Source organism: Bacillus sp. ISL-77 (genome assembly GCF_018613105.1).
Genome location: NZ_JAGGQY010000013.1, coordinates 46,447 through 69,208, shown reverse-complemented (window position 1 = coordinate 69,208; position 22,762 = coordinate 46,447). Strand labels below are relative to the sequence as shown.

Annotated in this window: 20 protein-coding genes and 1 pseudogene; 13 read left to right on the top strand and 8 right to left on the bottom strand. The window is 38.5% G+C overall.

The features are described 5' to 3' along the window. The first annotated feature begins 57 nt into the window (after nucleotides 1-57). Nucleotides 58-1,089, top strand: coding sequence for a VanW family protein (locus J7E77_RS05100; RefSeq protein ID WP_214712914.1), 1,032 nt, complete (start codon nucleotides 58-60; stop codon nucleotides 1,087-1,089). A 134-nt stretch (nucleotides 1,090-1,223) separates the two neighbouring features. On the opposite strand, the gene J7E77_RS05095 is transcribed toward J7E77_RS05100, so the two are convergent. Together J7E77_RS05095 and J7E77_RS05090 are read right to left on the bottom strand one after the other, a co-directional pair. Continuing rightward, entirely contained in the window at nucleotides 1,224-1,430 is a 207-nt protein-coding gene (locus J7E77_RS05095) for a methionine aminopeptidase (protein ID WP_214712913.1), read from the bottom strand. A gap of 237 nt (nucleotides 1,431-1,667) precedes the next feature. Next, the gene (locus tag J7E77_RS05090; protein ID WP_214712911.1) at nucleotides 1,668-3,086 is read right to left on the bottom strand and encodes a sigma-54 interaction domain-containing protein; all 1,419 of its coding nucleotides are present in this window, start codon (nucleotides 3,084-3,086) and stop codon (nucleotides 1,668-1,670) included. Between the two features lie 499 nt (nucleotides 3,087-3,585). Between J7E77_RS05090 and J7E77_RS05085 the strand changes: the two genes are divergently transcribed. From J7E77_RS05085 to J7E77_RS05065, 5 genes are all read left to right on the top strand, one after another. Next, on the top strand, nucleotides 3,586-5,028 hold the full coding sequence (locus tag J7E77_RS05085; RefSeq protein WP_214712902.1) for an amino acid permease: 1,443 nt from the start codon (nucleotides 3,586-3,588) through the stop codon (nucleotides 5,026-5,028). 94 nt (nucleotides 5,029-5,122) lie between these two features. Continuing rightward, nucleotides 5,123-5,296 (top strand): hypothetical protein, encoded by a 174-nt coding sequence (locus tag J7E77_RS05080; protein ID WP_214712894.1) that lies wholly within the window; start codon nucleotides 5,123-5,125, stop codon nucleotides 5,294-5,296. A 118-nt stretch (nucleotides 5,297-5,414) separates the two neighbouring features. Then, complete coding sequence (locus J7E77_RS05075) at nucleotides 5,415-5,762, top strand: PadR family transcriptional regulator (RefSeq protein WP_168243163.1); 348 nt, start codon at nucleotides 5,415-5,417, stop codon at nucleotides 5,760-5,762. Continuing rightward, the gene (locus J7E77_RS05070; protein ID WP_214712893.1) at nucleotides 5,743-6,378 is read left to right on the top strand and encodes an HAAS signaling domain-containing protein; all 636 of its coding nucleotides are present in this window, start codon (nucleotides 5,743-5,745) and stop codon (nucleotides 6,376-6,378) included. The genes J7E77_RS05075 and J7E77_RS05070 overlap by 20 nt, the downstream gene beginning before the upstream one ends. A gap of 70 nt (nucleotides 6,379-6,448) precedes the next feature. Then, nucleotides 6,449-7,909, top strand: a complete 1,461-nt coding sequence (locus tag J7E77_RS05065; RefSeq protein ID WP_214712891.1) for a DUF4153 domain-containing protein — start codon at nucleotides 6,449-6,451, stop codon at nucleotides 7,907-7,909. A gap of 317 nt (nucleotides 7,910-8,226) precedes the next feature. Here the strand turns inward: J7E77_RS05065 and J7E77_RS05060 are convergent, their stop codons facing one another. Continuing rightward, the gene (locus J7E77_RS05060) at nucleotides 8,227-9,021 is read right to left on the bottom strand and encodes a TIGR00266 family protein (protein WP_214712889.1); all 795 of its coding nucleotides are present in this window, start codon (nucleotides 9,019-9,021) and stop codon (nucleotides 8,227-8,229) included. Nucleotides 9,022-9,408: 387 nt separating this feature from the next. On the opposite strand from J7E77_RS05060, the pseudogene J7E77_RS05055 reads away from it, so the two are divergent. From J7E77_RS05055 to J7E77_RS05035, 5 genes and pseudogenes are all read left to right on the top strand, one after another. Next, nucleotides 9,409-9,609: pseudogene (locus tag J7E77_RS05055) on the top strand (sodium-independent anion transporter); the annotation flags it as partial. A gap of 21 nt (nucleotides 9,610-9,630) precedes the next feature. After that, complete coding sequence (locus tag J7E77_RS05050; protein ID WP_214712887.1) at nucleotides 9,631-9,984, top strand: ArsR/SmtB family transcription factor; 354 nt, start codon at nucleotides 9,631-9,633, stop codon at nucleotides 9,982-9,984. A gap of 699 nt (nucleotides 9,985-10,683) precedes the next feature. Further along, nucleotides 10,684-10,884: a cold-shock protein gene (locus J7E77_RS05045; RefSeq protein ID WP_007083969.1), complete on the top strand. Its 201-nt coding sequence runs from the start codon at nucleotides 10,684-10,686 to the stop codon at nucleotides 10,882-10,884. A gap of 198 nt (nucleotides 10,885-11,082) precedes the next feature. Next, a complete protein-coding gene (locus J7E77_RS05040; RefSeq protein WP_214712885.1) occupies nucleotides 11,083-12,228 on the top strand; it encodes an exonuclease SbcCD subunit D in 1,146 nt (381 codons plus the stop codon). Then, on the top strand, nucleotides 12,225-15,362 hold the full coding sequence (locus J7E77_RS05035; RefSeq protein WP_214712877.1) for an AAA family ATPase: 3,138 nt from the start codon (nucleotides 12,225-12,227) through the stop codon (nucleotides 15,360-15,362). Before J7E77_RS05040 ends, J7E77_RS05035 begins: the two co-directional genes overlap by 4 nt. Nucleotides 15,363-15,468: 106 nt before the next feature. On the opposite strand, the gene J7E77_RS05030 is transcribed toward J7E77_RS05035, so the two are convergent. From J7E77_RS05030 to J7E77_RS05015, 4 genes are all read right to left on the bottom strand, one after another. Beyond that, the gene (locus J7E77_RS05030) at nucleotides 15,469-15,786 is read right to left on the bottom strand and encodes a putative quinol monooxygenase (RefSeq protein ID WP_088086802.1); all 318 of its coding nucleotides are present in this window, start codon (nucleotides 15,784-15,786) and stop codon (nucleotides 15,469-15,471) included. Nucleotides 15,787-15,820: 34 nt separating this feature from the next. Next, a complete protein-coding gene (locus tag J7E77_RS05025) occupies nucleotides 15,821-17,476 on the bottom strand; it encodes an FAD-binding dehydrogenase (protein ID WP_214712869.1) in 1,656 nt (551 codons plus the stop codon). 199 nt (nucleotides 17,477-17,675) lie between these two features. Continuing rightward, entirely contained in the window at nucleotides 17,676-18,122 is a 447-nt protein-coding gene (locus J7E77_RS05020; protein WP_214712867.1) for a hypothetical protein, read from the bottom strand. Between the two features lie 229 nt (nucleotides 18,123-18,351). Then, a complete protein-coding gene (locus J7E77_RS05015) occupies nucleotides 18,352-18,624 on the bottom strand; it encodes a divalent metal cation transporter (RefSeq protein ID WP_214712865.1) in 273 nt (90 codons plus the stop codon). A gap of 5 nt (nucleotides 18,625-18,629) precedes the next feature. On the opposite strand from J7E77_RS05015, the gene J7E77_RS05010 reads away from it, so the two are divergent. Both J7E77_RS05010 and selB read left to right on the top strand, forming a co-directional pair. After that, on the top strand, nucleotides 18,630-18,845 hold the full coding sequence (locus J7E77_RS05010) for a hypothetical protein (protein ID WP_214712863.1): 216 nt from the start codon (nucleotides 18,630-18,632) through the stop codon (nucleotides 18,843-18,845). Nucleotides 18,846-19,299: 454 nt separating this feature from the next. Continuing rightward, nucleotides 19,300-21,183: a selenocysteine-specific translation elongation factor gene (gene selB, locus J7E77_RS05005; RefSeq protein ID WP_214712861.1), complete on the top strand. Its 1,884-nt coding sequence runs from the start codon at nucleotides 19,300-19,302 to the stop codon at nucleotides 21,181-21,183. A 45-nt stretch (nucleotides 21,184-21,228) separates the two neighbouring features. Here the strand turns inward: selB and J7E77_RS31395 are convergent, their stop codons facing one another. After that, nucleotides 21,229-22,710 (bottom strand): TerD family protein, encoded by a 1,482-nt coding sequence (locus J7E77_RS31395; protein ID WP_214712859.1) that lies wholly within the window; start codon nucleotides 22,708-22,710, stop codon nucleotides 21,229-21,231. Between the last annotated feature and the right edge of the window lie 52 nt (nucleotides 22,711-22,762).

The following is a 22,762-nucleotide window of genomic DNA, read 5'->3' as shown; positions in this document are numbered from 1 at the left end:
GTCTAACTATTTATAAAAGGGCATAGAGCTATAAAAAAAGGGGTCAAGTAGGATAAAATGGCGAAGCATAATTGGGTAATTTCACTATTAGTAGCAGTTTGTTTAATAGGAACTGGATGTACGGAACTAACCGCAAAAGAAAAAGAGGCAAAAGCAGCAGAAATTCAACAAAAGATTGTAAAAGAGAAAAAATTACAAGAAGAAAAAAAACTGGCAGAAGCAAAGAAACGCGAAGAAGAACGAAAACGGGAAGAAGCAAGGCCTGTATATGTAAATATTATTGATCCGAACACGAAAGACAAGGTAAAAACTTTTAATACGAAGGATTTAGGGTATATAACGAATCCTGAAAATTATAAAGTTGAAATTGCAAAATTGACCAGAGAATTAGCGCGAGGATCTCAATCGACACCTGGGTACGATAAACGAATGGTTCTTGATAAGCTGGATGGAAATGGTCAGGTGATCAAAGGAACACCTCAAACAATCCTTGATGAAGAGGAATTGGCTGAAAAGATTATGCTCGTTTCTGAAAAAGGTGGCGATGTAGAGATTCCTTTATATATTACTTCGAGTGGATATGAAAACGAAGACGCGGCCCATTTAGATGAAGTGGTAATTGCCTCATATACTACTTATTTTAATAGTGGTGTTGTGGGAAGAACCAAAAATATTGAACTATCGGCAGAAGCGATAAATAATGTAATCCTTGGAACGAATGATTACTTCTCATACAATACAACAGTTGGCCCGAGTGATGCGGAGCACGGGTACCAAAAAGCACCAGAGATTAATTACGGGAAATTAGTCGAAGGATATGGCGGAGGCATTTGCCAAACTTCTTCTACTTTGTATAATGCAATCGATCAACTAGCTGTAACTTATGTAGAAAAACATCATCATTCCTTAAAGGTTGGTTACGTGCCAAAAGGAAGAGATGCTACCGTATCCTATGGCGGCAAAGATTTTAGATTTCAAAATACATCTGGTGTACCTTTAATATTAAAGGCAATTGTAAGAAATGGGTCACTAACAGTAGAGGTAAGGACATCAACAGCCTACCAAGACCAAGTAAAGAAAGGTATCTAGCTAGTAAGAATGTGAAGTTTGCCACATGAAAAGATGCCATTAAAGACAGACAGAATCCCTTCATTGAACCGAGAAAACGGGTTTGATGAAGGGATTTTTTATGTTTATTTTTAATAGGTTACCGTTTTACGGTATTACTTCATTTCCTCCCAATCTGTATATTGACCACTGCCTTGACATCCCGGGCATTCAAACGAATTAAAGTATGCAAATTCATTATAAGGGTAGACGGTATAGCCTCGACCATAACAATCAGGACATTTGCCCTGGTCTTTCATATTCGAGACATGATTCTGGTATTTAGTCTCTTTCCACTGGTTAAAAGAGTTGAGTAGTCCCATTTTATTCACCTCATCTTTTTTCTTCTTAGTATGGAGAAAAAATGGAATTATTATGCTTGTATTATTTTATTGCATATAGGGAAACGATTGAAATATACAATTTTCCATTTATCAAACTTCAATACTTTTCTATAATAATTTTATGTAAAAAAAGTCATTTTTGTGAGTGGTTTTACAATGGAAATAAAAAAAGTGGAAAGCATCATTGCTCTCCACCTTCATATAATCGTGTTCATCCTATTTCCCAGTAATGTTTAATTTCTTCATTCGATACTGTAAACTTTGCCGACTTAGTCCAAGTAGTTGGGCTGACTTAGAAACATTAAAATTATTTTTAGTTAATACATGGTCAATATAAGATTTTTCAAATAACTCCATTTGTTGTTTTAAGGGAACAGCTACCTCTGCATTTTCTTTTATAAAGTTATCAACTGTAGAAAGAGGGATCATTCTTTCTTTCATCTGCATTTTGCTTCTATATTGGTAGGGTAAATGGGTGTACATGATCCATTCTTCATCGATCATAATATTCATAGCTGCTTCAATAATATGCTCAAGCTCACGAACATTGCCCATCCAGTCATACTCAAAGAAAGACTGTTTAACTTCCTCTGACAAACCTTTTACATTCATCTGAAAAAGTTCATTGTATTTTTCAATAAAGTTTTGGACTAATAATGGTATATCTTCCTTGCGCTCTTTTAAGGGTGGGACAAAGATAGTTACGACTCCAAGCCGATAATATAAATCTTTACGCATCCGACTATTGGCAATAGCATCGATCGGATCTTCATTCATATTGGCAATAACTCGTACATCAACAGGTGTATCCTTCGTATCACCTATTCGCCGAATGGTCTTTTCCTGTAGAACACGAAGTAACTTTGCCTGAAGATTTAAATTTAATGAATTAATCTCATCTAGCAAAAGTGTTCCACCATTTGCCTGTTCAAATAATCCTGGGGTATCGACAGCGCCCGTGAAGGCACCACGCTTTGTCCCAAATAGGAGGCTTTCGATTAAATTATCAGGAAGGGCTGCACAGTTTTGAGAAATAAATGGTGCAGATAATCGCCCGCTCCCGTTGTGAATACTTTGGGCAAAAAGTTCTTTCCCGGTACCTGTATCTCCGACAATTAAAACATAGGAGGAAGTTCGGGTAGCACGTTTAGCTGATTCGATTACTTCCTTAATGGCACGGCTATTTCCGATGATTTTATCAAACGTGTATCGGGTTGATCCTTTATTCATATTGCCTTTAATTAATCGCTCTAGTTTTGTAACATCATTGGCAATTTCAACTGCTCCTTGGAGTTTTTCTTCCGAATAAATTGGGATAGTATTGTTTATTGTTGTAATTTCTCGACCTTTATTGTTAAAATAGGTTTGTTTTACGTTACTCGTTTTTTTTCCTTCGTGCAGCGCTTTTACAAGAGTACTAGATTGATCATCTTTAAACATAAACACATCTAATAGGTTTTTATCAATAACGTCATGAAGGTCCATCGATTCCATTTGCATCATTTTTTTATTATATATAATCGTTTTTCCAGTCTCATCTACGGCATGGACACCAACATCCACCTCGTCCAAAATCCGTTTATACATTCGATTTACATAAAGTAAGTAATTGGCGGTTTGTATAGTTTTCTCCATCGTGATTCATTCCCTTTGTTTTATCCCTTATACACCTATTTAACCAAATAAAACGTAATAATGCAAAATAGTTTTGCAGTTTCGTAGAAAAACCGTGAAAATTTGCAAAGAATATTGGCGTTTGTTAGATTAATTCTCAATTTGGAAACTTTTGTTAGATAAATATTCTTTCCTTTTTTGTGGAAAAATTATTTTGGCGGTATAAGTGCAAAATATTTATTAATCATGCAAAAATATTTTGCCTATTTGTTCAAAAAATGCTCACAAATCGGCATATTAATTTTGGCATGAAACTTGCATTTTAATATTTTGAAATATAGCGATAATTTACAAATTATTATCTAGTATTAGCTATTGAAAATAGGCTACTATTTCCGTATAATTTCTAATGCAAAAGGTTTAATATGTAGAGCTGCCAGTTTAGGCAGAAAATTATCCTATTATTTTGTGTTAATAAGGTTTGAAAGCGCATTCTTTAAGGGGAAAAGGGGGATATTTTATGAATTTGCAAGAAAATAATTCAAATCATGAATTAAAAAGAACGATGAAGACGAGACATTTATTTATGATCTCTTTAGGTGGGGTAATTGGATCAGGTCTTTTCTTAGGTTCAGGCTACACGATTAGCCAAGCAGGACCAACGGGTGCTATTCTTTCTTATATTGTCGGCGGTTTGATCATGTTTTTAACCATGCTATGTCTCGGTGAATTATCTGTTGCCATGCCGGTATCTGGTTCATTTCAAACGTATACCACGAAATTTATTGGCCCTGGAACTGGATTTGCACTTGGATGGCTTTATTGGTTAGGCTGGTCTGTAACTGTAGCATTGGAGTTATTATCTGCAGGTCAGCTCATGCAAAGATGGTTTCCTCATTCCCCTATTTGGATTTGGTGTGCGATTTTTGCTGTTGTATTATTCTCACTGAATGCACTCTCAGCACGCGCGTTTGGCGAAACCGAATTTTGGTTTTCAAGTATAAAAATATTCGCTATCATCGCATTTATCGTTCTTGGTGGAGCGGCGATGTTTGGTTTAATTCACTTGAAAGGTGGACAACCAGCACCGTTTTTATCTAATTTCACCGCAAATGGTTTATTACCACATGGTTTTACTGCCTTAATTATTACAATGATTGCAGTTAACTTTTCGTTTCAGGGCACAGAATTAATCGGGATAGCTGCAGGTGAAAGTGAAGAACCTGAAAAGACCATTCCGAAATCAATTAAACAAACAGTTTGGAGAACGCTATTTTTCTTCGTTTTAGCGATATTTGTATTAGCCAGTTTAATTCCTATGAAACAAGCTGGAGTCGTGGAAAGTCCGTTTGTTGTCGTGTTTGATAGTATTGGAATCCCATATGCAGCAGACATTATGAACTTTGTTATTCTGACGGCGTTACTTTCTGTTGCAAACTCAGGACTGTATGCAGCAACACGAATGTTATATGCCATGTCTAAAGAGAAAATGACTAGTCCTGCACTTGCAAAAGTAAATAAACAAGGAGTACCAATCAACGCGCTTGTATTGACGATCGGGATCGCTTTATTATCCTTACTGTCAGGCTTCTTTGCCGAAGAAACAGTCTTTGTTTGGCTGCTTTCCGTCGCAGGATTAGGTGCACAAGTCGGTTGGATTTCAATCACAGCTTCACAAATTGCCTTCCGTAGAAAATTCATTCGTGAAGGCGGAAATGTAAAGGATCTTAAATTTAAAACGCCGCTTTATCCAGCATTACCAATCATTGCCTTAACTTTAAACGTTATCGTATTGTCAAGTTTAGCGTTTGATTCAGAACAGCGTTTGGCTCTGTATCTTGGGGTTCCGTTTGTAGCAGCCTGTTATTTAATTTATCATTTTAGAATTAAAAAGAACCGCGAACAAGATGGTGAAGGTGAACAAGAATTACAACTGCATGAAAATAAAAAAATGATTATTTAGTTTACCATGTAAAAAACGCTCAAATTGAGCGTTTTTTTCTGTTAAATGGATAAGTTTAAGCAAAATTCAAATACTATTTATCGAGGTGATGAAGATGGGAAAATGGAATGAACAAGCTGCACCCAATAATAATATGCCACGAAAGACAATCAAGCATGGAGAATTAGTTGGGAACGAAGCAAAACTTGAGTTTTCAGAGGAATTATCTGATGGTGGAGAACGAAATCAAAATATTAAGGTTCTGAGAAATAACGGAAGAGTAAAATAGGGTTAGATTTCAGTAGTGGTGATTAAAAAATTACCACTATTTTTTTATAAGTTCTTTACAATACAATTCCTTTGTTATAGAATTTCTATGTACCTAATATATCTAGGTAGGTGATAAAATGTTTAACCGCGAATTAGTGAAAGGCAGTACTTCATTAATCCTGCTTCAATTATTAAACGAACGGGATATGTATGGCTATGAATTAGTGAAAGAGCTTGAACAGCGCAGTGATAATGACTTAAGTGTTAAAGAAGGGACCTTGTATCCGGCACTTCACAAGCTTGAAAAGCAAGAGTACATTGAGTGTTATTGGCAGGAGCAGGAAAAGGGCCCAGCACGAAAATATTACAAGATAACCACGGCTGGAAAGGAATTATTAGGTGAAAAAACACGTGAATGGCAGGACTTTGTTAAAGTGATGAACAAAGTGATAGGGAGATCGAAGCATGGAACGGCCGAAGAATAGGTTTCTTGAACAACTGGCAAAAGGGCTGGGAACCCAATTAGATAAAGAGGAGATTCTCCGTGAATATGCGTCACATATCGATGAAATTCTAATGGAATCGGAATGTCAGGATGAGGATACGGTTTTTGACCTGATTGTATCCCGGCTTGGCAGCCCTAAAGAAATTGCACAAGTGTGGAGAGAAGAGTTTTCTGTCACTCCAAGTAATATGAAATGGGTGTTTATCCTCTTAAATGTTCTTTTTTTTGGAGGAGGCAGTTTACTAACCTTGGCTCACAATATCTATCCGTGGGAATGGCTTTCGGTTACATGGAATCACTTAACCTCGATTCCAACCTTAATAGCTGTTTTGTATATGTTTTTTTGGGCCTTGTTAGGATATGAAATCGGAAAGGGATTTGGGCATAATGGAAGAGTGCTCCTTAGAAAAACGTTTTTACTATCGCTTATTCCTAATTTGCTATTAATGATCCTAACAGTTTTTCATATTATTCCACATTCTTGGTTCGCCCCGTTATTAACCAAAACATTTATTATAGCTTGTATCATTTTTACCATCATCCTATACCCGGTCAGTTGGATTGGCTATCGATGGGGGAGAAAAGCGTCGATATAAGCAGTTTTTTTTGCTTAACTACCTAGTAAAACTATATATATAGAATTTCTACACAAAAAGAGGGATGAAGATGGAAATGAAAATTACTAAATCTGATTGGATCTTTTTAGTCTTATGTTTGTTGCTTGGAATTTTAGGTGAAGAAGCTTTCTTTCGCAGTGAGGTAGGGATCTCCTATTTTGTGTTTATTTCAGCTTTTTACTCGGTGTTTATTTGGCGCTACCGAGGCTTTCAATTTTCACATCAACGATTGGGTTATCTAATTCTTTGTTGTATTTGGCTGCTGTCAGCCAGTTATTTTTTAAATAATAATGTGCTATTTTATGCCTTAAATATACTGGTGATCCCTGGGTTAGTTATCTTTCATTTAGTGTTAATCACAAGTCCGAAAAATTTTCAATGGAATAAACCCGCGTTTGTTACTTATATATTGACTAGGTTAATCCAAGCACTTAAATATAATGCTAGTTTCGCGGCATTATTTGGAAAGGGCTTTAAACAAGGTGTTAATGAGGACAAATTTGTAGTATGGAAAAAAATAATCCTGGGGATAGTGATTTCACTGCCAATCCTCTTTGTCGTATTGAATTTACTAATTTCGGCAGATACTCAGTTTGAGCAATTAATTGGCGGCATTCCACAGTGGTTCCAAGTCATTACTGTTGAACGCGTCATGAGACTAATTGTTATGTTAATCTTAACAGCAGCCTTCTTTGGATTTATGCAAATCCTATACAACAGACATATGAACGTAATAAAACAACAATCAAATGAGCAAAGGATTCAGATGGATGGAATTATCGCAATCACGGTACTTGTCATCATCAATGCCGTTTATCTTTTGTTTACGGTCGTGCAATTCAGGTATTTTTTCAGTGGAACATTACAAGCGGATTTTACCTTTGCTGAATACGCTAGAAAAGGATTTTTCGAGCTCTTATTTGTGACACTAATTAATTTATCCATAACAGTAATCGTATTAACCTTCGTGAATCGTGCAACGAGTTTCATGCGAAGAGCAACGCAAATTATGCTGACCATTCTTGTCCTTGCGAGCTCCGTGATGCTCAGTTCCGCCTTCCTACGGTTAAGTATGTATGAAGAAGCGTATGGATTTACGTTCACTAGGGTGCTGGTGCATTCGTTTATGATTTTCCTAGTCGTCATCTTTACGTATACACTAGTGAAGATTTGGGTGGAGAAGCTGTCGTTATTTCACTTTTATTTTATTACTTCATTAATTTACTATACAGCGATTACAGTTATTGACTTGGATAAAATCGTCGTGAAAGAAAATATGAACCGTTACGAGACCAGCGGGAAAATTGATGTTCATTACCTTAATAACTTGTCATATAGAGGGGTTTTAGGCTTAATAGACCTTTATGAAAAAGATAAGAATATACCTGAACTAAAAACAATATTACTAGAGCGAAAACAGGAAGCACTTGCTGAAAGCTTGCCGTGGCAATCGTATAATCTAAAACGAGAGCAGGCATTCTCTGAACTTAAAAAGTTGGATATAAAATAGTAAAAAGAAGACGATTCGGTGATCCGGATCGTCTTTTAGTTGATGTTTATTAATCTGAATAAATTATTCGTGCTCCGTGGTCCATTTTAAGTCCAGTGGTTGGATTTTTTGTGGTCATAGTCATCGTGAATTTGATCAAGAAAGAACTAGAAGAGAACATATATGGTTCAAGGGTTGTGAAAAAGAAAAAAGTAAGGATAGGGATTCTATGCTTGAATCACATTCCTCAAAAAATTTGAGTTTGTTCAAAAACTATAGCTTGGGTAAATTAGTAGCTAGACATTAAAAAGGCGGGATCAATTGATCCCGCCTCCATATCAGTCACCATTAAACATATCAAAAATCCCTCTTGCGATACTGCCCTCGTCTTTCGCCCCGCCACGTGAAGGTGCCGCAGCAAAAACACGGCTTGCAAGACGGCTAAATGGCAAGGATTGAATCCAGACGGAACCGGGACCGCGGAGTGTGGCAAAAAACAAGCCTTCTCCGCCAAACAAGGCTGTTTTAACTCCTTTTACAAATTCGATATCATAATTTACACTACTTGTCATCGCCACTAAACAGCCTGTATCCACGCGCAGTGACTGGCCTGGCAAAAGGTCTTTTTTTATAATCGTTCCACCTGCATGAACAAAAGCGAGCCCATCACCTTCTAACTTTTGCATAATAAATCCTTCGCCGCCAAAGAAGCCGGCGCCAATTTTTCGTTGGAATTCAATCCCGACCTGAACCCCTTTAGCCGCAGCAAGAAAGGCGTCCTTTTGGCAGATAATTTTTCCTCCCAATTGGCTTAAGTCCATCGGAATAATCTTACCAGGGTAAGGAGAAGCAAACGACACCCGTTTTATGCCGATGCCGTTATTGGTAAAGGCAGTCATGAACAAGCTTTCACCGGTAAGTACCCGTTTACCAGCGCTGAACAGCTTACCCATAAGTCCGCTTCCGGCACTAGTGCCGCTGCCATCACCAAAAATAGTCTCCATATGTATGTCATCTTCCATCATCATAAAGCTTCCTGCTTCAGCGACAACTGTCTCTTGTGGATCGAGCTCTACTTCAACAAACTGCATGTCGTCACCATAGATTTTATAATCAATTTCGTGGTTATTCATACTTTTCCCTCCACTTTTTATAATGGCAAATCTATATATATTATAAAAAATTTAGGAAAAAAGTGCTAATTTTAACATAATAAAAATAAAAAGACGCCTGTTTACACAGACGTCTTTTGCGTATTGAGGCGAAAAACCACACTCCACATAGTGTGCTCCAAAAAGGAATGTTTCTCGACTTACACAACTCAGCTCATCGCTTTGTTATTATAACATGGCATTGTGAATCAAACAAGTAGTTTTTATTAAATATAAATTTTCTTTTTTTAAAACAAAATACTTGCTATGTAAGTTAAATTACCATATATTCAAATAGTCAGATATATAAAAATAAGAAGATAAGAAGGGTTTATATGTTTATTGACAAAAGATTCCATAATTATTCCCTTGAAAAAGACTGGATTATATCAAATAATCGGCGAGGAACATTTTTTTGAACATACTGGTGAAGCCATCCAATATGCACTTGAGCATATTAACAAAAATAAGTGCCTAGGCTGTAAGCATTACGCATTTAGAGAATGCAAAAAGCTATCAGCTGCGGAGGCAGTAGAAGGAAGCAGAGCAAAACTTACGGCTACTTTCTAAAAAAGCATAGGAGTGGACAATTTGAATCTTGAAATGCAACAATTTAAGGCGGAATTTTTCAAAGCATTAGCGCATCCCTTGAGAATCCTCATTTTAGAACTTCTTGCCGAAGGGGATAAGAATGTAAATGAAATTCAAACCCTTGTTGGCAGTGAAGGGTCGGCAGTTTCACAGCAGTTAACCATTCTTAGAGCGAAGAATATTGTGTCTGGAACAAAAGAGGGCAACAAAGTTATCTACACTTTGAAGGACCCGATGATCTTCGAATTGTTAGCCGTTGCAAGGCAAATATTTAACAATCATCTCGTGGATACGATCACAATACTAGACAAGTTTAAAGAAGATGAGGAAGATTTAGCAATACCGAAGAATTAATTTTCTTCGGTAATTTTTTTCTTTTATTCACAGTGAAAAGGGGTAATTTATTAATTTTGGTAATTATTGTTATTTCGTAATATTACACCATCTTTCCACTGAAGATATTGCATGATTCAAAGATTTACTTGCCCCAATGGCCAAAATAAAGGAAGAAGTCGACAAAATTAATCGACATAGTATTTGCGGAAAAAAATGAACTAAAGTGAGGTTAAAAAGCTTTTTGCGGATTTCCCATCTCTAACCTATATAGGTTTGGAATTACTTGTGAAGGACATCATTAAAGGAATTAAGTGTCGGATAGGAAAAATTGATCGCAATACTGCTGTTCTTCCAACTTTCCAAAATAGCAATATTGAAAAATAGCTAATGGATCGCATAGTTTGACTTAAATAATCTTTCCATATGAATGGAATAGTCCCTTTTGAAGAGATGTCGATTTGACTCGAAATTACCGCAGAAAATAAGGGGGGAAATGTAGAAGTATGTAGGTTTATCTTGCTTTGTCCTTTATTGACATTTAGGCTATTAGAATGCTAAAATTTAATCAGCCGTTGCACGAGATTAGATTTATATTACAAGCTTGTTCAAAGTTTTAACCGATGTTTGGATGAGGAAATGAAGGTAAAGCTATCACGTTGTAATTTGGTGAATTTACACATGGCTTAAGTGTATAAGCCAATAGGAGGATTTTTTTTCATGAAAAACGGTAAAGTAAAATGGTTTAACTCAGAAAAAGGTTTTGGTTTCATCGAAGCAGAAGACGGTAACGACGTATTCGTTCATTATTCTGCAATCCAAACAGAAGGTTTCAAAACTTTAGAAGAAGGTCAAGAAGTATCTTTCGAAGTAGTTGAAGGAGCTCGTGGACCACAAGCTGCTAACGTAACTAAAAAATAATATTGTAATCTACTATAACAGCCCGGACTAGGTTCCGGGCTGTTTTTTGGATTTTTATAGATTCCCTTCAAATATCCTCTAGTATAAAATACCCATTGTTCCAGTAATCTGCTAGCATTTCCAAGCTCATATCTGAAAGTATTTTGTTATAATAGTAGTATTGGAAAAGATGCAGATTAAAAAATTGGGGTGAACCAGATGAAATTTATCCATACAGCTGATTGGCATTTAGGAAAATTAGTCCATGGGGTCTATATGACAGAGAATCAACGCGAAGTACTAGAGCAATTTGTGGCCATTGTTGCTGAAGAAAAGCCCGATGCCGTTGTTATCGCAGGAGACTTATATGATCGCTCTGTACCACCAACCGATGCCGTGGAATTACTTGATGAAATGCTTTTTAAAATAAATGTTGAACTGAAAACACCGGTTGTCGCCATTGCAGGGAACCACGATAGTGCAGAGAGACTTTCCTTTGGCAGTTCATGGTATAAGCACAGCCAATTTTATCTTTCAGGAAAATTATCAACAAGCTTCACTCCTGTGCAAATAAATGGAGTAAACTTCTATCTTGTTCCTTATGCAGAGCCAGGGATGGTCCGTCAACTTCTCCACGATGATTCGATCCATTCCCATCAAGACGCGATGAAAGCACTGATTGGAAAAATGGAGGAACACCTTAATCCAAACGAGCCCAATGTTTTGGTTGGACATGCCTTCGTTTTAGGTGGACAAACCTCGGATTCTGAACGAGTTTTATCCGTAGGCGGCTCAGGTTGTGTTGGCGCCGAATTGTTTGAACCATTTTCCTATACTGCTCTAGGACACTTACACAGTCCAGATGCAATTAACCATAACAAAGTGAAATATTCAGGTTCCCTCTTAAAATATTCCTTCTCGGAAGCAAAACAAAGAAAGTCGATCTCCATTATTGAAATGGACGATAAAGGTAACTTTACGCATCGTTACCGTTCGCTTACTCCAAAACATGATATGCGTGAACTAGAAGGACATCTTGAAGAATTACTTGATCCTTATTTTTATGAAAAAGAAACAGTCCATGATTATTTAAAAATCACTCTCCTTGATGAAGGGGCCTTAATCGATCCGATTAATAAGTTACGTCAAGTGTATCCGAACGTCCTCCATCTTGAAAGAAAACTGGATATTACCGATATAAAGAAGAAACAATCTTTCACTTCAATTAGAAGTGAAAAAAAGTCAGAACTTGAGTTGTTTGAACAATTTTATTCAGAAATGACAACCTCGGAATTTTCGCTGGATAAAAAAGAGGCAATGACTGAGGTAATTGAAAAAGTGCTTAGGGAAGAGGGATTGAAATGAAACCTTTAAAACTGACGATGCAAGCTTTCGGCCCTTATGCAGGCAATGAAGAAATCGACTTTACAGCACTTGGCAATCGTACGATGTTTGTCATTTCTGGTAAAACCGGTTCCGGAAAAACAACCATTTTTGATGCAATCAGTTATGCGATTTATGGAAAAGCGAGTGGAGAAGACCGTAATGGTCCCGAACTTCGAAGCCAGTTTGCCAAAGATGAGGTATTAACCGAGGTTTCACTTGATTTTTCTCTTCGAAACAAAGCGTATTCGATTACAAGGTCACCGCAGCAGTTGAAGAAGAAAGATAAAGGCGATGGCTATACACAAATAGGTGCCAAAGCTGAGTTATATATGTGGACAGAAGATGGCGAGAAGAAGCTGCTTGCTTCTAAAATCAATGATGTTGAGGAAAAAATTAAGGAAATTATGCTTATTGATGCGAATCAATTCCGGCAAATATTAATGATTCCGCAGGGCGAATTCCGTAAACTCCTCACCTCAGATAGTAAGGATAAAGAAGTGATCCTGCAGCGCCTGTTCCATACCCAGTTATATAAAATGGTAGAAGATATGTTGAAGGAAGAAGCAACGGAGTTAAAAAGGACTGTTGAAGACCAGGTACAATCAAGAAATGAAGCAATTCGACGCATTCATACGGTAACAAATGAAGAGCTCCGTGGGTACTTGGATGCGGATTCTGTAAATGACACGATCATTATGCCGCTTTTACAAGCAGAAATTGCCGGTATGGGTGTAGCGTTGGAACAACTGAACAACCAATTAAAAGGAAAGGTACAGGAGCAGGACAAACTTAAGGGGCAACTTTTTGAAGCAGAAGCGATCTTAAAACAACTGCAAATGAAAGAGGAATTAAAGGGGCAAAAGGACAGCCTAGTTTCTCAAGAAGAAGTATTTATTGAAAAAGACAAGCAGGTTCAACTTGCACAAAAGGCTGCACTTTTAGCAAAACAGGAGGAACTTTGCCATCGTTTAAAACGCGAAGTTGATCAACTCGAGGGAAATTTGAAGTCGATTCAGTTGGAAATGGAAAAATTGGATGGACTTTTAAAACAGCATGAGCAACAGCTGCAACGGGAGCTTGAACGAGAGGGTGAGCGCCAAACAGCCCTTGATGAGGTGAATCGATTAGTAAATATGAAAGAGGATGTCTATTCGTTTGCCGCATTGCTTATAGAAACGCAAAACAAGGATACTGAACTAAAAACTGCGAAAGAAAAGCATACGCAATCCGAACAACTTTTTGAACAACTAGGAGAACAAATAGTATTCCTTAATCGGCAGAAGGAAGAAATTGAAAAAGGAAAGCTGACTTATTTAGAAAATGAGGGAAAAATTGAAAAAATAAAGGCTGAACTTGACCGCTATGAAAAAATTGAAACTTTGCTTGAACGACATCAAAAGTCTGAGCAAAATCTAAAGGCGATCACCGCCCGTTATGAAAATACGACGGCTAGATATACTGATGCTAGAGTAATGGTTGAAAATTTAGAGAGTAAATGGATGCACGGGCAAGCAGCAATATTAGCAGCAGGGCTTCAATCAGGTCAAGGCTGTCCTGTTTGCGGTTCGGAGCATCATCCTTCACCAGCAATCCATCAGGATGACAGTATTCCTACTGAAGAGGAAATGAAGGCAGCTAAGGCTCAATCTGCCAAATGGGAAAAAGAAAAGTCTGCTGATGAAGCTGCTTTTTACCAAAGTCAGTCGACAGAGGCAGCACAAAGAGCAGCTGTAACTGAAATATTGCAAGAAATACGTACGTATCAGCCAGTTTTTACAGAATCTGAGTTACCTCATGCAAAAATTGAGGCTGTCACCGCTAGGAACCAGCTTGTTCAGATTCAAGGAAAGCTTGCTGAACAGATTAAACAGCTTGATAAGGTTAGGTTGGAAATAGAAAACAGAGAAACTGAAAAAGTAAATTTACAAAACACCATCCATCAGGTTTCCGCTCAAATGAATGAGTTAACGGTGCAATTCACCGAAAAGAAGACCAATCTTTCACGGATGATGAAAGTCATTCCCGAAAATCTTCGCTCGGAAGCGGAATATGAAAAGGCTCTCTCTGTCTCCCGGAACCGCCAAGAAATACTAATTAAACAGCTCGAAGAAGCACAGCAGCGCTTCCAGGCAGTGAAAGAAAAACTTTCCAATGAAACGGCAAGATTACTAGATGCAGAGAAACACCATGCAAGTAAACACAAAGAGCTCGAAACGGAAAGGGAAATCTTTATTAACAAACTTTCAGAGCAGGGCTTTGAAAAATACGGTATGTATGCTGCTTCCAAACGGACAGAAGGAGAGATTCGTAGCCTTGAAGCAGAAATCCGCAGCTACCGTGAAGAATTACGCTCGGTTTCTGACCGTTTGAAAGAACTTACTGAACTGTTAATCGACGTGAAAACACCGGATGTTGAGGGATTAAAGCAAGAGTTAGTGAAAATTACTAGCGAAATCGAGGCACTTAATCATCAAAGCACAAATTTATTTGTAAAAAAACGGGACAACGAAGAAATTTACAGCCGGGTGGAAAGCTTGAATGAACAGATGAAGGTTCTAGAAGAACGGTACAAGTTAATTGGTCATCTTTATGAAATTGCTAAGGGTCAAAATAACTTCCGAATTACCTTTGAACGGTATGTGCTGGCTTCTTTTCTTGATGATATTTTACGAGAAGCCAACGGTCGCTTACGAAAAATGACCTCTGGCCGTTTTCAATTGCTGAGAAAAACCGATCGATCCAAAGGTAATACGCAAAGCGGTTTGGAATTGCTCGTGTTTGACCAGTATACGGGCCAGGAACGGCATGTCAAAACATTATCGGGTGGGGAAAGCTTTAAAGCTTCTTTATCTCTGGCACTAGGACTGGCAGATGTCGTTCAAAATTATGCCGGCGGGGTATCGCTAGAAACGATGTTCATCGATGAAGGCTTTGGTACGCTGGATCCTGAGTCCCTGGATCAGGCAATTGAAGCATTAATGGATATTCAGAGCAGCGGCCGCTTGGTTGGAATTATCTCGCACGTTCCAGAACTAAAAGAACGAATTGATGTCAGACTAGAGGTCATGGCAGACCAGACGGGCAGCAGGACGGAATTTATGTTTACCAATTAATGCATTGGTAGCCTTCCATGGCCAAGCTGAAAAACAGTGTGATTTCAATGGCTTGAAATCACACTGCTTTTTGTGTTTTTCAACGAACTTTAAAAATATCCATTACTCATAAAGGCTTAAAATTAGGAAACCGTTCTTGAGCTTCAGCAAGTGTTGAAAGGCTAGTTAATTCTGCTAAGGAACCAATTTTATCCCAAACGGCCATGACAGCAGCCGATTGGTGTGCTTTTTCAATTGCCTCCGTTGACACCCATTCAGCGATCTCGATAATCGTCCCATCCTCTGCTTGAAGAGTTAGTAAATCCCTGTTTGTAATTAAATTTTCTTCTCTTAATGTTGGGATATGTACTTTAAGAACTTCTTTCAATTCCTCTGCATTTCCTGGTTTTGGACGATAAAGTGCCATAAAAACTAATGATGACATATTTTCACCTCCTTTAATAAAATTCTCATCGTAATTATAATAATTCTTTAGCTATTGCACGTCCAGCCTGTCTTCCTGTAAACAAACAGCCGCCGACGAATGTTCCTTCCAACGAGCGATAGCCGTGAATTCCACCTCCGCCAAACCCTGAAACCTCTCCAGCTGCGTATAGTCCTGGAACAGGAATTCCTGATGCATCGAGGACTCTCCCTGATAAATCAGTCTGTAGTCCGCCCAGCGTTTTTCGACTGACAATATTTAAACGAACCGCGATTAATGGGCCCATCTTTGGATCGAGAATTCTATGTGGGGATGCGACTCTTATCAGTTTGTCACCAAGATAATTTCGGGCTCCACGCATAGCGGTAATTTGCAGATCCTTTGTAAATTTATTTTCTACCTCCCGGTCTCGAGCTAGAACCTGCCTTTCAATTTCGGTAAAATTTAGTAAGTTATCACCTGTAAGTTGATTCATTCCATCAACAAGTCCCGGTAGGGTATTCGCAATAACAAAATCCTCGCCCTTATCCATGAAGGCTTTTACCGGTGCAGTGGGCCCGGGAAGAATACGGGCTAATACTTTTTTTATACTTTTTCCTGTCAAATCAGGATTTTGTTCAGACCCTGATAAGGCAAACTCTTTTTCAATAATCTTCTGAGTTAAAATGAACCATGAGTAGTCGTAGCCGGACTTCATAATCGCTTCAAGGGTTCCCAAGGTATCAAATCCGGGAAAGTTTGGCGCAGGAAAACGCTTACCTTTTGCATCGAGCCAAAGCGAGGATGGACCAGGGAGGATCCGGATACCATGCATCGGCCAAACGGGGTCCCAGTTCTTAATTCCTTCGGTATAGTGCCACATCCGGTCGCGATTGACGATACGTCCGCCGGCTTTCTCCGTTATTCCAAGCATTCTACCGTCCACATGTTCCGGTACTCCGGAAATCATATTTTTAGGCGCTTTACCTAGCCGTTCGGGCCAATTTTTCCTAATAAGGTCATGGTTTCCACCAATACCGCCGCTTGTCACCACTACTACGGATGAATGAAACTCAAAATCTCCAATCACCTCACGGGAACTTGCTTCACCGCGTGATGCGGAACTTGGTACAAGTACGTCTCCCCCGACACCTCTTACGGCACCATTTTCCTTTATTAATTCATTCACTCGATGGCGAGGGCGATAATCGACAAGACCTTTCGCCATTGCCTGTCTGACTCTAGCCTCAAATGGCTTAACCAGGCCGGGACCGGTTCCCCATACAATATGAAAGCGGGGCACTGAATTTCCATGACCTTCAGCAGTATATCCGCCACGCTCTGCCCAGCCGACAACAGGGAAAAAACGAACGCCCATCCCTGATAGCCATTCACGTTTTTCACCTGCGGAAAAATCAACATAGGCTTCTGCCCACTTTTTCCCCCAATAATCCTCATCTTCTTCTCTATCAAACCCTGCTGCCCCTAACCAGTCCTGCCAGGCAAGTTCTCGTGAATCCTTGATGCCCATTCTTCTTTGTTCGGGTGAATCGATTAGAAATAGACCTCCAAATGACCACCAAGCCTGTCCACCGATAGACGCTTCGGGTTCTTGGTCTAATAGCAGCACTTTTGTTCCAGCTTCAGCCAGTTCAGCTGTAGCCACTAAACCAGCTAAACCTGCACCAACCACGATCACGTCAAATTTCAAATGAATCCCCCCGGTTAATTAAAAGTACTTATCTATTGTGTTGTTTATTTTCTGAAAAATCAATATAATACAGTATAACATAACTAACATAGGATTTTGGAGTTAGAATCCATTGTCGAATTGAAAGATCAGAAGAAGAAGATGAGAAAATGATTCATCTGGCTCATCCTCTTCTTAATCATTATTAATGAAGCATCTGTCATTTTTTGGATTTTTCCTTTTCAATTTTTACTCCATAACTAATACTTTTAATGTGGGACATTGAAAGGCGCACAATTTCCCCATTATTGATCAAAAAAACAAAATCTTTATTTGCCTCACAGAGTACTCCCTCTAACTTCTCAGGACCGCCACGATTAATTTGTATCCATTTTAATTTCAATGTGTCTAGAAGGTCTTGGAAATTAGCAGCTTTTTTAAACTTGAAATCTTTTGGAACTTTAATGTTGAATTCCATCTGCTCCTTCATATTATCTGTAAAACTTTTAATATGAGATGTATTGTAGTAAACGACCCCATCTTCTTCCGTGAGAAGGACGATAAGATTGTCACTTGCATCCAGTAACATCCCAATTCTGGATTCTGGTCCACCTCGATCAATTCTGATTACTTTACCTATAAAACATTTCATGATGTCTTTATTCATAAAAAATTTTCCCCCTTAAAATAATTAATTATATTTATACTGCATCTATATGTATCACGGAATGATGTTGTCCTAATAAATTAGCCTGTTTATTTATAACTTAAGAGAAAAATAGGTATTTAGAATGATCCCTTTTTAAACGAAAAAAACGACGTGTGCAAATGTACACGTCAATATTATTATTATTTTATTGTTTAACACCTATGGGATCTAACGTCACTATCATAAATTAGCCCAAAAACGTCTGTACGACCAGCCAAATATTTAATCCCATAATGATAATCGCAAAAAGAGCGGAAGCAATGGTTGTGATTGGTTTATTCGTTAACACGCCCATGAACTCTTTTTTTTGCGTAAAGTAGATTAAAGCAATTATCGGAAATGGTAACACAATGCTTAGAACGACTTGGCTGATAACAAGTGTTCGCGTCGGGTCGACCCCCAGGGCAGTAAGAAGATTCACGGCGATGAATAGGGGATTGGAAAAGCAGGAGGTGATCATCGCAGGTGAAATTGGTAGAAAATAAATTTGATATGAATGATTATTTTGTTATTTTTGCTGTTATTTTATCATGGGGAATTTTGTTTTTTTTGCCAAAAGTGTTTTCTAAGCAACTGACCATTCTCATTTTCCTTTATAGCTTGACAGCTGCAGGTCTTTTCTATAATTCGATGGGTGCTGCACCGTTTGACTATTACGATATTATGGATGGTCCTGCTTAAACTGTAATGGATGTAGTCGTTTATTTCCTATATCCACCCTTTGCCTACTTTTTTCTTTATTTATATAAAAAAATATCGATTAAGAGACCGCTATCTAGTGTTTTTCATATCAAGTTTCACAGTAGTTGCGGTTGCTGTAGAGTGGGTTTACAATAAAATGGGAGTATTTGAATATAAAAACGGGAACATCATCATTTACTCTATTTGTACCTATCTATCCATTCAATCTTTATTAATAGTGTTTTATCGGTTCTTAGCATTAAATGAACGGGTGAAATAACAAATACCAGATTTCTGGTTTTTGTTATTTTAGTGAGTTTTTTTCAAGGAAACTCCTAAGTTCCTTTAAATTTTTTGATTGAAAGATAAGAGTAGATGTCGCAAAATCTACTCTTGAACAATAGAGCTATAAAGGCTACATTAGAATGGAAGAACGATAAAGTAGGTGGCAAATTTGGAAAAAAGGTATTTTACGATTGGTATGGCAGGGCATATAGATCATGGGAAAACGTCGTTAACGAAAGCGTTAACTAATGTAGATACAGATCGTTTAAAAGAAGAAAAGGAACGTCAAATTTCAATTGAACTCGGATTTGCGCCTTTATATGAAGATAATGAAATTCAAATTTCTGTAATAGATGTTCCAGGACATGAACGGTTTATCAGGCAGATGATAGCTGGTGTAGCTGGGATAGATCTAGTAGTACTTGTCGTTGCAGCAGACGAAGGTGTTATGCCGCAAACGAGGGAGCACTTGGATATCTTGAAATTTTTAGGAGTTAAAAATGGTTTGATCGCTATTTCAAAAATTGACCGGGTAGAAGAAGAATTTATCGAGCTAGTGAAAGATGATATTTTGGAGGAACTTTCTGGGACCGTCTTTGAGGCTGCACCGTTTGTTTTAGTAGACAGTCTTTCCAAAAAAGGGATCGAAGAAATTAAAGAATTAATCATCAAAATGTTAAAAGAACAAGAAATGCGAGATGCAAAAGGGGCCTTCCGTCTGCCGATTGATCAAGTATTCACGGTTAAGGGTCAGGGGACTGTTGTTCGAGGAACTGTTTATGAAGGAACGGTCGAAGAGGGACAAACACTTAAGATTATGCCAAGAGGTATTGAGGTAAGAGCGCGGCAGATTCAAGTACATCATAATCCGGCCGAGAAGGCCTATGCTGGACAACGGACGGCGATTAACCTTTCAAGTGTTTCAAAGGAAGAGGTAGAACGTGGAGATGTGCTTGTATCGTCTGAACATTTCCTAGTTACGAAGACTTTGGATGTTGCTATTCGTGTGGTTGAGGACCTAGAGCATATGGTTAAACAGCGGATGCCAATTAAGCTTCATCTTGGAACAGCTGAGGTAATGGGTCGGATTGTCTTTTTTGACCGCAATGAAATCAAGGAAGAAAATGGTGAAATCCTTTGCCAACTGAGGCTTGAGGATGAAATCCTTACAAAACGAGGTGACCGCTTTATTCTACGCAGGCCAAGCCCGCAAGAGACGATTGGCGGGGGTTGGGTGATTGACCCACGCGGAGATAAATACCGGTTCGGCAATCAAACCATCGATGATCTTGAAAAGAAAAAAGTCGGCACACCGAAGGAACGAATTACTGCTGCTTTAATGGAAGCGAAAAGTTTGCCCCTACATGAGTTGATCAAACGAACTTCCCTAGATGAAGCTACCTTAATTGAGCACTTATCGGATGGAGAATTTGTTTTATATGATGGAAAAAAATATACACTCCAGCAGTTGATCGATTCGCTAGAGGAAGATATCTTTGATAGATTGCAGGATTATCATCAACTTCATTCGATGAAGATTGGCATCAATAAAGCAGAGCTATTGCAAACGATGCAAAAAAGATTTCCTAAATCACTGCTAGATTATGTGGTGGAAAATGGAATGACAAATCATATTTTTAACAGAAAAGGACAGTTTGTTTCCTTGGCAAGTTTTGTACCACATGTACCAAAAAACTGGGCGAAGCGGACTGAAAATCTAATTAATGGATTGCAGAGGGACGGATTAAAGGTTCGTAACCTAAAGGAATATTTTGCTGATGCCGGTATTCCTGACAATCTTGAAGCTGATTTACGACACTTTCTTGAAGAGGAAGAACTACTTATCCAGTTGGATGTACAGTTTGCTTATCATGGGGAAGTATTTAAACAAGCCGTGGATAAACTGCGCAGCCATACAGGTTCTGAATTTGAGGTCGGGGATGCCAAAGATGTTCTTGAACTGTCACGAAAATACATGATTCCGTTTTTAGAAAAATTAGATGCATTAGGACTTACAAAGCGTGCGGAAAATAAGCGAGTTTGGAAAAAATAGCCAAAGAGCCTCGATCCTTGGATGGGAAAGAGGCTTTTTTTCTTTTTAAGATAGAAACTCTGCAGGGTTTAGGCCGAGTTCACGACAGATATCGCTAACCATTTGTTTTTCATTGTTGTCAAAATTTCCATCTGCATAGCCAATGGCGATGCAATAACGAGCGACAAGACGAGCAATTTCTGGCTTGGTTCTGATTTTTCCAAGGGCACGAAATGCCTCGGCACGACCAAGTATCCGATCATTTTCTATTCTAGAAACAAACATATTGAATTTTTGGAGGACCTTATTTGTATCAAACACTCGTAATTCTTCACTTTGATGGACGAACTCAGTCATTTTCTGGCGTTCAGAAGCATCCAAGTATCCGTCTGCCATCGCCACTAATGCACAGGCTGCGACCACTGCTTCGAGTACATCCTGGCTTTTATATCGATTAAATAGTTCTTGTGCTTTTTTCTTTTGATTGTTTGCCCATTCCGCATAATCTGTTTGCGAAGGGGACCAGTTGTTGCCACAGCTATTACATGAGAACTTTAGTTGATTTTTTCCAATAAAACCACCCAGTAAACCGACAGGACCAAGGATTAACCCGCCTATTGCTGCTTTACCAAGACCGAACCCTTTCTTTCCTGTCCGAACATTTGAGGAATGGCAGCGTGGGCAAATGATATCATCTCCACCATATGATTGGTGAGAATTGGTTGAAGCAGGATAGGACTGCGTCGGATATCCGTAGGCAGGCTGCTGCTGATGAGATGATTCTGGCTGAAGATGAATGGGCTGCTGATACGAATTTGAGCTTGATTGGTTTTGTTGATATGAATTACTTTGTTGATAAGAATTAGGATTTGTTTGGCTTGGTTGATATGGATTACTCTGTTGATACGAATTAGGGCTTGATGGATAACTTGTTGGCTGAGACGGCGGCGTTGTTTGTACACTAGCAGGTGGGTCGTCAACGGTAATACCAAAGTTACCACATAAAGCTGCTAATCCCCCTTGGAAGCCACTGGCAATTGCATTAAACTTCCATTCACCGTTATGACGGTAGAGCTCCGCTGCCACAATTGCTGTTTCCACCGTTAAATCCCGTCCAAGGTTAAATCTCAATAATTCTTCATTTGTTTGCTCATTAAATATACGCACATAAGAGTCAGAAATTTGTCCGAAATTTTGCCGTTTCGCTTGCGCATCATGGATCGTAATTGTAAAAGCAATCCGATGAATTTGGGAAGGAACCTTGTTTAAATCAATCCTGATCTGCTCATCATCCCGGGCTCCTGCACCAGTTCGATTGTCACCGCTATAGATAATGGAGCCATTTCCACCTGACGGATTATTATAAAAAACAAAATCCTGGTCACTGTTCACTTTTCCAGTTTGGCCTAATAAAAATGCAGAAGCATCTAAATCAAAATTGGACCCTTGCTGACTAATGTTCCAACCCAAGCCGACAACGACGTTTTGCAGTCCAGGGTGAGATTTTGTTAAATCTACTTTTTGCCCCTTGCTAAGTGTAACACCCACTTTTTTCACTCCTCTTGATTATTTTCATATGTACATTATAAATGTATTTTTG

Coding starts and splice junctions, on each gene's coding strand:
- J7E77_RS05100 (WP_214712914.1), top strand. CDS start 58: ATGGCGAAGCATAATTGGGTAATTTCACTATTAGTAGCAGTTTGTTTA.
- J7E77_RS05095 (WP_214712913.1), bottom strand. CDS start 1,430: ATGGGACTACTCAACTCTTTTAACCAGTGGAAAGAGACTAAATACCAG.
- J7E77_RS05090 (WP_214712911.1), bottom strand. CDS start 3,086: ATGGAGAAAACTATACAAACCGCCAATTACTTACTTTATGTAAATCGA.
- J7E77_RS05085 (WP_214712902.1), top strand. CDS start 3,586: ATGAATTTGCAAGAAAATAATTCAAATCATGAATTAAAAAGAACGATG.
- J7E77_RS05080 (WP_214712894.1), top strand. CDS start 5,123: ATGGGAAAATGGAATGAACAAGCTGCACCCAATAATAATATGCCACGA.
- J7E77_RS05075 (WP_168243163.1), top strand. CDS start 5,415: ATGTTTAACCGCGAATTAGTGAAAGGCAGTACTTCATTAATCCTGCTT.
- J7E77_RS05070 (WP_214712893.1), top strand. CDS start 5,743: ATGGAACGGCCGAAGAATAGGTTTCTTGAACAACTGGCAAAAGGGCTG.
- J7E77_RS05065 (WP_214712891.1), top strand. CDS start 6,449: ATGGAAATGAAAATTACTAAATCTGATTGGATCTTTTTAGTCTTATGT.
- J7E77_RS05060 (WP_214712889.1), bottom strand. CDS start 9,021: ATGAATAACCACGAAATTGATTATAAAATCTATGGTGACGACATGCAG.
- J7E77_RS05045 (WP_007083969.1), top strand. CDS start 10,684: ATGAAAAACGGTAAAGTAAAATGGTTTAACTCAGAAAAAGGTTTTGGT.
- J7E77_RS05040 (WP_214712885.1), top strand. CDS start 11,083: ATGAAATTTATCCATACAGCTGATTGGCATTTAGGAAAATTAGTCCAT.
- J7E77_RS05035 (WP_214712877.1), top strand. CDS start 12,225: ATGAAACCTTTAAAACTGACGATGCAAGCTTTCGGCCCTTATGCAGGC.
- J7E77_RS05030 (WP_088086802.1), bottom strand. CDS start 15,786: ATGTCATCATTAGTTTTTATGGCACTTTATCGTCCAAAACCAGGAAAT.
- J7E77_RS05020 (WP_214712867.1), bottom strand. CDS start 18,122: ATGAATAAAGACATCATGAAATGTTTTATAGGTAAAGTAATCAGAATT.
- J7E77_RS05015 (WP_214712865.1), bottom strand. CDS start 18,624: ATGATCACCTCCTGCTTTTCCAATCCCCTATTCATCGCCGTGAATCTT.